Origin of the sequence: Pseudoalteromonas porphyrae (genome assembly GCF_001298125.1) — a bacterium.
Lineage (GTDB): Bacteria > Pseudomonadota > Gammaproteobacteria > Enterobacterales > Alteromonadaceae > Pseudoalteromonas > Pseudoalteromonas neustonica.
The window spans coordinates 175,883-189,514 of the sequence record NZ_LHPH01000001.1 but is presented as its reverse complement, the minus strand read 5'-3'; the positions used below and the strand labels follow the sequence as shown (position 1 = coordinate 189,514).

The following is a 13,632-nucleotide window of genomic DNA, read 5'->3' as shown; positions in this document are numbered from 1 at the left end:
GGTGATTAATTAATGTGAAAAATACCTTTTAAAGCAGCTTCTGAGCTGCTTTTTTTTGTGTTTTCATTCTAATACTCCATACTAATAGTTAAAGAGTTTTAAAATGAGTATGCCACCTATCAAATATATTTTTATTCTGTTCGCTTTGATTGCGCAAGTCAGTATTGCATGTGAAAGAACTATGAAAATAGGGTTAGGGCAACCTTGGCCGCCATTTTACTTTGAAGGAGAGCAAACGTTATCAGGAATAGATATTGAAGTAACTCGTCTTATATTAAATAAAGCGGGGTTTTGCAGTGAATTCGTAGTTCTACCCTCTTCAATTCGAGGGTTGGTAGAATTGAAAAAAGGGCATGTCGATTTAGTACCTGCAGCAAGCTTTAGTCATCAAAGGGCACAATATAGTTATTTTTCTATTCCTTATAGGCGTGAAAGGATGCGTCTTTTTTGGTATGAAGACGCTAAGTTATTTAATCACAACCTACAGAGCTTAATGAGTTTACGACAAACCTTCGTGGTAAACAACGGAGGGTATTACGGGAAAGAGTTTGAATCACTCAGCAGTCAGGAGCAGTTTAAAGAGTTGATAGTGCGCGTGCCAATGATTAAACAACGCCTTTATATGCTCAAAGCAAAAAGAGTTGATTTTATGATTGATGATGAGACCTCTGGTCTGTATTTAATTAAACAAGAGAAAATAGCGGGTGTGACACTTCACCCTCACGTTGTGCATGATAATCCCATACATTTTATGTTAAGTCGTAAAAGCCTGTCTCATCTTGAGCTAAAAAAAATAAATATTGCTATCAGCAATAACCAAGCAGCAATAAAGCAAATTATCGAGAGTTATACCCAATCAAGACCATTTTTGGGTAACTCAACCTAAGCGCGTCACATTAAGCCTAATATGCCCCGCATTAGCACCATAAAAGCGCATTAAATCATTTGCAAATGGCGTGAACTCGCCTGATTTAGTCATTTTAAATTCGCCGCCTGCGGATATTTCAAACACATCATCATCTGTATAATTAATCGCGCCAATTAATGCAAACCATTGTGCACTCGCTAAGCGACGAAATGGTTCTAATATCGCCATCGATATTTCTTTTACACCTAATCTAACACCATCTCGATGCCAGCCTTGGGGGCCACACTTAATGCCGTCGTCATACCATTGTTGCTCAGGGTAGGCTTGAAAACGATAAGTTGCACCTTGTTCGAGCATTAGCCCTGTGGCGTTATATTGCTCTGCGGCATAAATCATCACATCAAGGTGTTGACCTATTTGTAGTACCGTCATATTTTGATTAACCAGTGCAATATGATCCCTGAAACCAATAAAGTTAAGTGTGCGTTGATCTGCATATAGCAATTGATACGGTAAGCTTTTGAGTGACTCAGGGCGATAGCTAGTTAAATGATGAATACGTTTAGCAACACTATGATGAACATGAGGTAATAATTCACTTTTTTCATCGTTTACCAGCACTATGCATTCACGATCAACTAATTTAAAGAAGGGGTTAAACCAAAAGTAATTTTGCTGGTGGCTTAATGCAAAAGGGTCTGGGGTAACAGTCATGTCATCTTGAGCAATTAAGGCATGTTGACCTTGGGCAAATAATGATTGGTAGTCAATAGCTTGGCTGGTTAAAAAATGCAATGAAAGGGGTTGTTCTAAGAGCCACTCTATCGCAAAGCGCAAACAAATATCAGCCAATCCATCACGATAATAGCCGCCGCCAATATCAGAATGCGCACCTGCAAACCACACTTCTTGTACGTTTTGCTGATGATTGATTAAAGTGGGCTCAAAAGCACGACGTTTCTCGTCCAGCGCAACACAATGCAGTGCTTGCGTAATATTATTTGCTAAGGTGTGGTTTTCAAAAATAACGTGTTCAGCACCTCGTGTTGCTTTGGTGACTTTAGATAACCCAATGGAAGCAACAGTATCAAATACACATAAATAAACATGATGTGTGATCAAAGCTTCTAAGCATTTAGCAAAGCGCCGAGCTAAGGCGGCGCCACGACTAAAACCAGTTAATAAAACGGTGTCACCGCCAACATAATATTTTTTAAAATCGCTTATCGCATGATTTAAAATACTGGCTACATCGTCATCTCGCGGGGCAAATGTTTGGTTTAGAACGCGCTTTAGCCTGCTGCCTTTAGTGCCAATGCCTTGATAATAAAAACTATGTTGTGATTCGAATTTCACCGCTTTTTCAGTGTTTAGCGTACCGCCTAACAATAAATGCAGTTTGAGGATATTAGAAATGCTGGCATCTTCTTTAAAGTGATCAGAGCTAAATTGCTCTGCATCACGAGGCTCACTTCCCGTGCCATCAAAATTGAAAATCAGCGTTTTGGGCGCCATAGCATCATTCCTTTATGTGGTTTATCTTACTTTACACAGCAAATATTAAAAATTGAAGACAGTTATTGCTAAATTATTTTGTCTAACAACTTTAGCTAAAGACACCGCTTGTAATAACAAGGCGCTTTCGCAGATATGCAAAATAAAAAATCACGATCGAAAGTATACAGTGATACCAATCCGCGTAGATATGGGGTCAATTTAATTCGTTAAATTGTTCAAATATTTATGCAGATTAGTATGATAACCCGGTGAACATTAAAGTTCACCGGGTTAACTTTAGTGCAACTTCATTTTTGGACGAACAACTCTCAGCACTTTTTCGCTTATCCACAGTGCAAATGTTTTCGCGCTGCCATGAATCGCGCGTTGGTGCATTCGGTACAGTGAAATATACATAAAACGGGCTATTTTACCTTCGATAAAAAAGCTGTTACTGGTGAGATTACCCATTAAACTGCCTACTGTGCTGTAGCGAGATAGGTTAACCAACGAGCCATGATCGCTGTATTTAAAACTATTTAATGGCTGCTGGCGCAAAGTTGCAATAAGGTTTTTTTCAATACATTGCGCCATTTGATGAGCAGATTGCGCACGTGGTGGGACTAAGCTCCCATCAGGTTGTGTAAATGCACAACAGTCACCTAACACATAGATAAATTCATCATTGTTACTTTGTAGATAATCGTTCACTTTAATTTGATTATTGCGGGTTAGCTCAAAAATGTCGATCTCTTTAACAAAGTCAGGTGCTTTTACACCTGCGGCCCAGAGCATGATATCAGCATTAATCTGTTCATCATCTTGGGTAATAAAACCATGCTCAATTGCTTGCTTAACTTGCGTATTTTCGCGCACCGTTACACCGAGCTTTAATAGCTCTCGCTTAGCTGCGCTGGCAATACGCTCGGATAATGCGGGCAGAATACGTGGTCCCGCTTCAATTAAATGAATATGCAAACGTTTAGCCGACATATTCGTCAAGCCATAGATTTTTAATAAATCAGAGACATGGTAAAGCTCAGCACTTAACTCAACCCCCGTAGCACCACCACCAACAATGGCAATATTTAAAGCATGTTGTGGGTCGTCGTCTTGGTGTAAGCGAGTAAAGTTATCCAGTAATGCATGTTGAAAGCGTTCAGCTTGTTGGTTTGAATCAAGATAAAAGCAGTGCTCTTTAATACCTGGCGTGTTGAAGTTGTTACTTACGCTGCCAATGGCGATCACTAGGTAGTCATAATGCACTATGCGCTGGGGAAGTATTTGATGACCAAGCTCATCATTTAATGGGCTCAGAGTAATAGTTTTTTGCGTATTATCGAGGTTGCAAAAGGTGCCAAGTTGAAAATTGTAGTGGTGTTTAGCTGCATGCGCTGAGTAAACAACGCCGTCTAAATCGGCATCAATAGAGCCTGTTGCTACTTCGTGAAGTAACGGCTTCCAAATATGAGTGCGGTTTTTATCAATGAGTAAAATATCTGCGTGTTTTCTCTTTCCTAATTTATGCCCTAATTGTGTTGCCAGTTCTAAGCCACCTGCGCCGCCACCGATGATCACTATTTTAGGATGTGTGGTTATCATTACGTTGCCCTCAAAAGAATTATACTTAAATAGTCTGGGTAAACTACTTAGGTATGGCTATACCTTGGCAACAGGCTAATTGTGCGCCTTTTAAATATATTTGTCAGTAAAAAAGGCAAAGAAATCAAGCCACAAAAAAGGTAACATGGCAGTTTGTTAAATTTACGGCTATTATTTCCTTTATTAGGGAATTTACTACAAAGGAATAACATGACGGCTTCGCTAATTACTTCGCTTGAGCAACACTTTGGTTTTAATCAGTTTCGCTCAGGACAGCAGCAAACGATTGAGCAACTCCTCAATCAGCAATCTTCACTGGCTATTTTTCCAACAGGTTCTGGTAAGTCGTTGTGCTATCAATTAACCGCATTACATTTACCCAATCTCACTTTGGTTGTGTCGCCATTATTGGCCTTGATGAAAGATCAAATTAGTTTTTTAAACAGTAAAGGTATTTATGCAGCAAGCTTAGATTCCAGCCAAACCAGTGAGCAAAGCCACACCGTGATGAGTGATGTACGCGCGGGAAAAGTTAAAATACTGATGGTGTCTGTAGAGCGTTTTAAGAATGAGCGTTTTAGGGAATTTATTAATCAAGTTGCTATTTCAATGTTGGTTGTTGATGAGGCTCACTGCATCTCTGAATGGGGCCATAACTTCAGGCCTGATTATTTAAAACTACCACGTTACCGTGAAGAGCTGAATATTCCTTTAGTGCTATTGTTAACAGCAACGGCCACTAAAAAAGTAAAACGCGATATGAGCGAACGTTTTGCAATAGCCCCAGAATGTATTGTGCAAACGGGGTTTTATCGCGCTAATTTAGATTTATCGGTACTGAGTGTTAAAACGGCTGATAAAGCCAGTACACTTGCTAATATTGTCCGCGATCAACAAGGCCCAGGTATTGTTTATGTGACGCTACAACACAGCGCTGAGCAAGTTGCTGCAGAGCTTAGCCGCCAAGGCTTACACGCTGTCGCTTATCATGCAGGGCTTGAAGATACGCTACGTTATGGTATTCAAGATGATTTTATGGCCGGTAAAATCAATGTCGTTGTTGCCACTATTGCTTTTGGTATGGGCATTGATAAATCAGACATTCGTTTTGTTATTCACTATGATTTACCAAAGTCGATAGAAAACTACAGCCAAGAAATAGGCCGGGCAGGGCGTGATGGACAACCATCGCAGTGCTTTACGCTGGCTAATTTAGATGGTTTAAACACGGTTGAAAACTTTGTTTATGGCGATACGCCAGAGCTTAGTGGTATAGAGCATGTTATTAATGATATTCGCCAACATTTAGATCAGCAACAGCGTTGGGAAATGCAAGAATATAGCCTATCTAGCGACAGTAATATTCGTCAACTTGCACTTAAAACACTGCTCGTTCAACTTGAAATGCAAGGTGCTATTACGCCACTTTACGCATATTACGCCGATTTTAAATATAAATTTTTGGTTGATAAAGCGCAGCTACTTGGTCACTTTGATGCGACACGACAAGCATTTTTAAACTTAATATTCAGCCACACCCAGTTTAAGAAAGTCTGGGGCGCACTTAATTTTGATACGCTCACTCAAGCCGCTCAAGTTGATAGAAAACGGGTGGTTGCGGCGCTTGATTATTTAGCAGAGAAAAACTTAATCGCGCTTGAAACCAAACGCATTACTCAGGTGTATCAAGTGCATACAGAGGTAATTAATAATCCTGAGCTTGCTCAGCAATTGCATAATTACTTTGTTGATAAGGAGCAAGCAGAGATCAAGCGTATAGCGGCACTTATTCGCTTTTTTGAGCTAAAAAGCTGCTTAAGTTATAACTTGGCTCGCTATTTTGATGACAACAAAGCGCCCGAGCAATGCGGGCATTGCTCGGTGTGTCGTGGGCAAGCAGTCACGCTTGAATACTCTATTACACCTACCAATGTTGCAGATGATGTGATTTATCAAAGAACGGATGAATTATTGAGCCACTTGGCCGCAAAAGGTTTTAACAATATCGGTATAGAAACCCAATGTCGTTTTTTAGCGGGTATGAGCGTGCCATTATTTGCCCGTAATAAAGTACGGCAACTGAGTGGTTTTGGATTGTGCGAGCAGCAACGCTACAGTGAAATAAAAGCGAAACTACTGGCACGTTAGTTTTGCTCGTGTATCCTAAGCGGCTAACGTTATTTTAGTAAGCCGCTATGCCTCAAACCGTCATCCCTATTACCCCAATCGAAACAGTTACTAACACACCAGAGCCTGTTACATGCGCTAATTGCCAAGCATGTTGTTGTCAGTTAGAGGTACGTATAGTGACCGACACCGGTGTGCCATTTCATTATATTGAATATGATAAATGGGGCAGCGAAGTGATGAAACGCGCCGATGATGGCTGGTGCCAAGCTCTCGATCGCAACACCTTAATGTGCTCAATCTATGAAAACCGACCACTGGTGTGTCGTGAGTTTGAAATGGCCTCTGGCGAATGTATTACCGAACGCGAGTTAGCGGGTATATAATAAGCTAACGTGTTAATAAAAATAGTCACTCGATTTAGGCTAGGTTATTGAATTTAAAATGTTACTCCGTTATTGTTTGTTGAACGATAACGATATATTAAAAACGATTTATGCATAAGTTAATCTCTAGTTTGTCAGTTGCCTTTCTCGGGTTTATTGCGTGGGTAATATATTTAGCCAACACAGGACAAAATAGCATTTTTTTTGAACTTGTCAGAAGCATTCCCTACGGCGATAAAGTCGGACATTTTTGTCTATTTGGTCTGCTCACCTTAGGCATTAACTTTGTCTTTAAACTAAAGTCATATTCACTCATTTCATGCAATATATATGTTGGCTCTACGGTGGTATTTTTACTTGCTCTTGTGGAGGAGTTAAGTCAGTACTACATACCTAATAGAACATTAGATGCGTTTGATTTACTTGCGGATATTTTAGGTATTATAACTTTTAGTTTGCTCACCAAGCTTATAAGTATACCCAAACCACCTCAAGATGCGAATTCTGCATCTTGAGGTGGCTTGGGTATAAAAGCTCACATAACGTTAATGACTAAATAAAACGTAAAGGGGCTTTACACCCCTTTACTGGCAAATAATTAGCTATTACGCTTTAATCGTATTTAGCTTCGAGTTCTTGTGATGTGTGCCATTTTTCATGGCTTTGTAGTTGCTCATCATAACGTACAAGATTTTGGAAATGTGCTAATTGACCTGTATTTTTAACAATCTCGACAATAAACGACATCATAATATCTGCACCGGTGAGAGTGTCGCCTACTAAGTAGCGTTTACCTTCAAGGCGGTCGTTAAAGTAGCTGATCACTTTTGCTGATTCAGCGTCTGCGTAGCCTTCTAAAAATTGCGTTTTAGCGCCATCTTTTAGTACAAACATTTTTAAGAGCAGCGGTAAGATTGCAGAGCTTTCTGCAAAATGCAGCCACTGTTGGTAATCTACATATTCATTTGTGCCCGCTTTTGGTGCTAATGCACCGTTACCGTATTTTGTGATCAAGTAATCGGTTATTGCACCTGACTCAGTAACAATTAAACCCTCGTCTTCGATTACAGGTGATTTACCAAGTTGATGAATGTTTTTAAGCTCATCAGGGGCTAAAAAAGTGTCACTGTTACGTTGATATGCAACAATCTCGTAATCCAGATTTAGCTCTTCTAGTAACCAAATAATACGTTTTGAACGTGATTTATTTAAGTGATGTAATTTAATCATGTGTGTCCTTAAGCATGCAGCAATTAATTGCTGCGCAAATAATATTAAAGCGGTTGATTTACTTGAACTACAGTTTTACCAAAGTTCTTACCTGAGATCATATCGTTAAATGCATTGAGGGTATTTTCAAACCCATCAACGAGGTGCTCGCGATAGTGAATTTTTCCTTCACTGAGCCACGTTTGCATATCAGCTGCAAACTCATCATAACGGTGGCCATAATCATCAAAAATAATAAAGCCCTGCATTTTTATACGTTTAGTGAGTAATTGCCCCATCAACATGCCTAAGCGATCGGGGCCTTGTGGTAGCTCGGTGGCGTTATATTGTGAAACTAGTCCGCATAAAGGAATGCGGGCCGCGGTATTAAGTAAATGTAGTACGGCGTCAAATACTTTTCCGCCCACATTTTCATAATAAACATCAATACCTTTGTCGCACGCCTTGTTTAACTGCTCTGCAAAATCATCAGCTCGGTGGTCTATGCAGGTATCAAAGCCAAGTTTATCAACAGCGTATTGGCACTTATCACTGCCACCTGCTACACCGACTACTTTACAGCCTTTAAGTTTCGCTATTTGGCCTACCGTTGCGCCAACGGGTCCTGTTGCAGCAGCAACAACAACGGTTTCACCTTCTTGAGGGGCACCTATATCCAATAATCCCATGTAAGCTGTAAAGCCTGGCATACCCATAATACCTAACGCATAAGATGGTTTGCTAGGGGCATGGCCCAACGACATTAAACCGTCACCTTTTACTATCGCGTATTCTTGCCAGCCGGTGTAGGCCAATACCCATTCGCCTTGCGTAAATTGATCATTTTTTGATTGTTCAACTTGGCAGACAGTCGCACCGACCATTACTTCACCAATCGCAACAGGCTCAGCATATGATTTAGCATCACTCATACGGCCGCGCATGTAAGGGTCTAGCGATAAATAAATAGTGCGTAGCAACACGTCACCTTGTTCAAGTGCAGGTAATTGTACTGTTTTTAACGTGAAATTTTCATCGGTAGGCGCGCCGTGTGGGCGAGATGCGAGTGTGAATTGTCTATTTTCAATTGATTGCATAAAAAGGCTCCATGTTCTATAAAGAAATGCTATTCGTAAAAACTGTAAATCTAAATGCTCAGTCATTCACGTTGTTAGCAGTAAATCAGCAGGTTTAGATATGAAGTTAGGGCGCGGTGTACAAATTCAATGGTATGTTTATCTCTGTACAGGTAATGATTTTTGCATATCTGCAATAGTGGGCTTTACTACAGATTTAGCTCGAAAAAAGGGACTAGGTATGTTAAAAACGGTGGTTAAAGAATAAACGTAAAGAACAAAGGATTGAAATGAAAAACATGCATTTATTGTTTTTATGTAGTCTATTACTACCTATCTCTGCGGCGGCGAACGATGTTTTATCTGTCGATCAAGTTGGGCTACAAGGAATGCAGTTTGCCTTTGAGAACGATGCTCGCATTAAGCCAAAAAATAGTGACTTTAGTGTAGTTAACTCTGTTTTTATGAGTAGCGAAGCGGGGAAACGCTTGGCTGTTATTACTGTGCGCAATGATGCGTCGGGTTCGCGTATTCTAGAAGGATCGCACTTAATGGCATTATTTGCTGATGGCTCACGTAAAGGACCCTCGTCGTTAACTGACGGGATTAAACTCGATGATGGCGAACTACGCTCTGTGACAGTCTCATTCGGTGAAGCCGACTATCCAATTTTAGCCATTTACACTAGCAAAAATTTTAATTAGGAAAGACATGAAATATAGTTTCCCTGTACTTTTATGTGCATTAAGTTGTACTTACGTTTTGGCTGAGCAAAGCACCGATCTTGTGACCGACAACACCTTCACTCAAGGTGTTGAAGGACCAGCCTTTTATAAAAACCATTTATACGCTGTAAATTTTGCGCAGCAAGGGACTATAGGCAAAGTAGATAACGCAGGCAACACACAGTTATTTGTTAAGCTACCTAATGACAGCGTTGGTAATGGTTTACAATTTGATGCACAAGGTAATTTATATGTTGCTGATTACGTAAATCATAATGTGCTAAAAGTAGCTGCAGACACGAAACAAATTAGTGTATTTGCGCACAACAGCGCTATGAACCAGCCTAATGATATAGCCATAACAAAACGCGGTGCACTGTTTGCCAGCGACCCTAATTGGGCAAATAGTTCAGGGCAATTATGGCGAATAAATGCCGACGGCCAAACAGTATTGCTTGAAAATAAAATGGGCACTACCAACGGCGTAGCGGTCAATAACGACAATACTAAACTTTATGTGAACGAAAGCGTACAGCGCAATATTTGGCAATATGACCTTGATAGTGATTTAAATATCAGCAATAAACAGTTACTGATCAGTTTTGACGAGCATGGTATGGATGGTATGCGGGTTGATAATCAAGGGAATATATTTGTAGCACGTTATGGTGCAGGAGTTATATTAAAAATAAGCCCAGCTGGCAAGGTGCTCCACACATACACATTAAAAGGCCAGCACCCAACGAACGTTGCGTTTAATGAAGAGCAAACAAAGCTTTATGTAACAATGCAAAAACGCGGCGCGATAGAAGTGCTAGCTTTATAGCAAAGCTGGGTGACATTTATTGATCTTAGCTGCGATTACTATTTTCTCAGTCAGCTCTGTGGTGAGGTATTTTGGGCTGAACCCAAACTATAAAACCTATTTGCACAAAGAGAAGTGAATGAGAGTAAATGAGAAACCAAAAATGCTGCGTGTTTCGCGCGACGTACTGCGGAACAATTCTAGAACCTAGCGTATTTACCTCTTCAGCGCAGCGTTTCATAACCTCTTTGTGAATAATTCACTTAAAACCCACTTTACTATGAGTAGCTTAATAGAAATAAAAGCGCACCGGGCAGGGTGCGCTTTTAGAGTTTAATCCTGTGTTGCTGTCGCAATTTTGGATTAACTAAAAATGTGGTGAGTAACGAACTGCAATACCCACTGTACGGCCAATTACACTGTAATCGCTGACAGTATTAAAATGGTTTGCGCCCACCTCCGGTGTTGGTGGTGCTTTGTCAAACAAGTTATCTATACCAAAGTTAACGGCAATATCGTCAGTTGCTTGCCACGACGCAGCAAAATCCATGTAATTTTGTGCTGAAATTGTTTCTGATCTATCTACAGCGTAGTCTACTTCTCCAATTCTGCGCCAGCCTAACTGAAAATTCATAGTATCAAGTTGCCAGTCAAATGTTGCTCTGTGCTTATAGTCAGCTTGTAAAATACTGGCAAAGTCGCCTGAGCAGGCACTCCCATACGTACCTTTACAGTCAACTTCAGCTACTGTGCTGTTATTTTGGCGAGTCTGCTCGGTAATAAAATTACCTTGATAAGAAAATCGAAAACGCCCACCTAAGTCCATCGGTGCATCAAACACGTAGTTAGCCGCAAGATCAAAGCCCGTTTGTTCAATAGCGGCAAGGTTAAAGTCATTCACGATCGCAGTGCTAATAAACCCGGTATTAGGGTCGCGAAGCACGGCATTACACAGTGGGTTATTTGGGTTTGGATTATCAATATAGCAGCTTTGTAGCGCAGCACCTGGCTGAATTTGGCTTACTGCATCGGTTACTCTTATGCTGTAATAATCTAATGACAGATCAAAGCCCTCAATATAACTCGGGGTGAATACAACGCCTAAGGTATCTGATTCGGCTTGTTCAGGTTTTATATCAGGGTTACCACCGTAAGTATAAGCGGCTTGGCTGGTATCAAACACAGAGCCTGCTGCTGGCGCGCCAAAAGCGGCGCATTGCGTAGCGTCACCGGTGCCTAGTAAGCAAGGATCGCCATCGTAGCGGCCAGCCAAACGCGGAACAAATTGATCACTATTTTGATCAAATAAGGCCAGTGAAAGCGCAGTGATTGGGCTGGCAAACTCACCTAAATTTGGTGCCCTAAAGGCTGTGAGTTTGTTTGCTCTAATACGAATATCGTCGTTGATTGCCCAATTAATACCGAGTTTGTAGGTGTCTTCTGCTTCGGTATTTGAGTAATCAGAAATACGATAAGCACCTTCAAAACTTAATTCTTTTACAAAGGGCATATCAGCTAAAATAGGCACTAAAATTTCAGCATAAAATTCTTCACTGCTAAAACTGGCATCCATATCGAAGGCGCTTACAGCGGCAAAGCTAGTACGGTTTCTAAACGCATCCCCTGGGGTTTGTTTACCGGTTTCTTTACGGTATTCGTAGCCAATTGCAAAATCAACATAGCCTGCTGGTAGTTCAAATAAAGGGCTTGAATCCCCTGATAGTGTTGCAGAAAATACACTTTGTGTGCGCTCACGAGTAGTGTATATAAGTGGGTCGCTAAAACTGCTCAAATCAAGGTTAGGATCAAAAATGTCCTTAGTATTAGCAAGACTGGCAAAGCGACTATTGCCGTTACTATCCGTTTTATAGCCATTATTATAAAGCGTAGCTACTTCATCAGTTTGACCATACTGGCCGTAAATGTCGTAACGTAAATAATCAGTAATATCGCCTTTTAAGCCTAATTGAAATTGTAAAGAGTCGCGTACGGCTTTAGTGTGCTGTACACCGAGCCCTAAGTTTCGCTCTACATTGACGAGTGCATTACCTTCGGTATCAAATGTTAATTGTTGGCGTAATGCTGCAGGAATATATTGATTATCTTGGCTGAGCGTAACCTGTTCATTAACAAATATAGGCGTCTGGCCGCTGGCACCAGCCCCATTCACTGTGACTTTAGAATACATCGCACGGCCATAAGCAATGGCGCTATCAGCAACATCTACATCGAATAGCAACCCAGCTGAAAGTCTTTCCATTGGTTGGGTTAAGTAACGTTGACGGGTGAAATCACTGGTTTGACGTTCAGCGACTGTTTGCCCTGCATCATTAATAGCGATACTATTTCCTGAGGCTACATCGGTATAAAAACCACCACTATTGATCATCGTTGCGCTATTTTTTAGTGCGAAATCGCGCTCACCGGCAAGTAACTCTTTACGTTCTGAATAGCCTAAGTAACCAGTAACGTGACCGTTGCCATCCGCGATATCACCACCAAAAATGGCTTCAAAATTGAGTTTTTCATTCCCCCCATCCGCCGTTTCATAACTGCTTGAAAACTCAGCGCCATTAAAGTCATCATTAAGTACAAAGTTAACTACGCCAGCAACTGCATCGGCGCCATATACAGCCGCGGCACCACCGGTTAGTACATCAACACGTTTGATAAGCCCAGCAGGAATAATATTTACATCAACCGAATTACGAAAACTAAAAGGAACTGCACGGGTACCATCAATTAACACTAATGTTCGGTTTTGCCCAAGGCCACGAAGATCGATTGTTGATGAACCAAATGAATCACCGACTGTTGCCCCAGTGCTATTTGCACCCGCTGCGGCTTGCGGAAGTTTTGCAGTTATATCTTCAACATTAACAGCGCGGTCGAGTTGAATTTGTACTTCGTCAACACTCATAACAGGGCTACTTGATACCAGCTCTGTGCGCTGAATACGCGAACCAGTAACAGTAATAACCTCAGGCTGCTTTTTTGCAGTGGTTTGTTCTGCAGCGAATAATGCTGGGCTAGTGGTTGTGACTATAGCAAGCGCAATAGGTGAAAGTAACATGAGAGGGCGCATTGAGCGGTTATTGCAGTGTTTCATTGTCGTTCCCGTTATTATGTAATGTTGTTACCATGGGTTGTTGTCAGTACATGCATTGGCTAAGCATGTAAAATATCTTTGCATTAAAATACGATTCAATGTTGCACGCTGTTAATTCGCAGCTCTCACTGGTTACTTATTTAATACAATTGATAGAATGCCTAGTTTTAAAGCATTTCATAGTTGTTTGCAATAATTATTCTTTCATTCTTAACTTGTAAGGTATAA

At 40.8% G+C, this 13,632-nt stretch carries 12 protein-coding genes; 7 read left to right on the top strand and 5 right to left on the bottom strand.

What is annotated here, in order from left to right; genetic code table 11:
- The first annotated feature begins 103 nt into the window (after window positions 1-103).
- Window positions 104-886: a substrate-binding periplasmic protein gene (locus ADS77_RS00760; RefSeq protein WP_054204054.1), complete on the top strand. Its 783-nt coding sequence runs from the start codon at window positions 104-106 to the stop codon at window positions 884-886.
- Here ADS77_RS00760 and ADS77_RS00755 read toward each other — a convergent pair.
- Window positions 878-2,383, bottom strand: coding sequence for a T6SS phospholipase effector Tle1-like catalytic domain-containing protein (locus tag ADS77_RS00755; protein ID WP_054204055.1), 1,506 nt, complete (start codon window positions 2,381-2,383; stop codon window positions 878-880). The two genes, ADS77_RS00760 and ADS77_RS00755, sit on opposite strands and share 9 nt — an antisense overlap.
- A 279-nt stretch (window positions 2,384-2,662) precedes the next feature.
- Window positions 2,663-3,967, bottom strand: coding sequence for an NAD(P)/FAD-dependent oxidoreductase (locus ADS77_RS00750; protein ID WP_054452366.1), 1,305 nt, complete (start codon window positions 3,965-3,967; stop codon window positions 2,663-2,665).
- 210 nt (window positions 3,968-4,177) lie between these two features.
- Here ADS77_RS00750 and ADS77_RS00745 point away from each other — a divergent pair, with 210 nt between their 5' ends.
- The 3 genes from ADS77_RS00745 to ADS77_RS00735 all read left to right on the top strand — a co-directional run bounded on the left by ADS77_RS00745 (window position 4,178) and on the right by ADS77_RS00735 (window position 6,995).
- A complete protein-coding gene (locus tag ADS77_RS00745) occupies window positions 4,178-6,115 on the top strand; it encodes an ATP-dependent DNA helicase RecQ (protein ID WP_054204057.1) in 1,938 nt (645 codons plus the stop codon).
- Window positions 6,116-6,162: 47 nt separating this feature from the next.
- Window positions 6,163-6,480 carry a YkgJ family cysteine cluster protein gene (locus tag ADS77_RS00740; protein ID WP_054452364.1) on the top strand — a complete coding sequence of 106 codons (318 nt, stop codon included), beginning with the start codon at window positions 6,163-6,165 and terminating at the stop codon, window positions 6,478-6,480.
- 110 nt (window positions 6,481-6,590) lie between these two features.
- Window positions 6,591-6,995 (top strand): VanZ family protein, encoded by a 405-nt coding sequence (locus ADS77_RS00735; protein WP_054204059.1) that lies wholly within the window; start codon window positions 6,591-6,593, stop codon window positions 6,993-6,995.
- A gap of 97 nt (window positions 6,996-7,092) precedes the next feature.
- Here ADS77_RS00735 and ADS77_RS00730 read toward each other — a convergent pair whose 3' ends face one another.
- Window positions 7,093-7,710 carry a glutathione S-transferase family protein gene (locus ADS77_RS00730; RefSeq protein WP_054204060.1) on the bottom strand — a complete coding sequence of 206 codons (618 nt, stop codon included), beginning with the start codon at window positions 7,708-7,710 and terminating at the stop codon, window positions 7,093-7,095.
- Between the two features lie 44 nt (window positions 7,711-7,754).
- Entirely contained in the window at window positions 7,755-8,786 is a 1,032-nt protein-coding gene (locus ADS77_RS00725; RefSeq protein WP_054452362.1) for an NADP-dependent oxidoreductase, read from the bottom strand.
- A gap of 100 nt (window positions 8,787-8,886) precedes the next feature.
- On the opposite strand from ADS77_RS00725, the gene ADS77_RS22310 reads away from it, so the two are divergent.
- The 3 genes from ADS77_RS22310 to ADS77_RS00715 are packed head-to-tail and all read left to right on the top strand — an operon-like array spanning window position 8,887 to window position 10,316.
- The gene (locus ADS77_RS22310) at window positions 8,887-9,033 is read left to right on the top strand and encodes a hypothetical protein (protein ID WP_157756404.1); all 147 of its coding nucleotides are present in this window, start codon (window positions 8,887-8,889) and stop codon (window positions 9,031-9,033) included.
- A 22-nt stretch (window positions 9,034-9,055) separates the two neighbouring features.
- Window positions 9,056-9,469 (top strand): hypothetical protein, encoded by a 414-nt coding sequence (locus ADS77_RS00720; RefSeq protein ID WP_231658986.1) that lies wholly within the window; start codon window positions 9,056-9,058, stop codon window positions 9,467-9,469.
- Window positions 9,470-9,476: 7 nt separating this feature from the next.
- A complete protein-coding gene (locus tag ADS77_RS00715) occupies window positions 9,477-10,316 on the top strand; it encodes an SMP-30/gluconolactonase/LRE family protein (protein WP_054452360.1) in 840 nt (279 codons plus the stop codon).
- A 346-nt stretch (window positions 10,317-10,662) separates the two neighbouring features.
- On the opposite strand, the gene ADS77_RS00710 is transcribed toward ADS77_RS00715, so the two are convergent.
- Window positions 10,663-13,380 (bottom strand): TonB-dependent receptor domain-containing protein, encoded by a 2,718-nt coding sequence (locus ADS77_RS00710; RefSeq protein WP_410054809.1) that lies wholly within the window; start codon window positions 13,378-13,380, stop codon window positions 10,663-10,665.
- Between the last annotated feature and the right edge of the window lie 252 nt (window positions 13,381-13,632).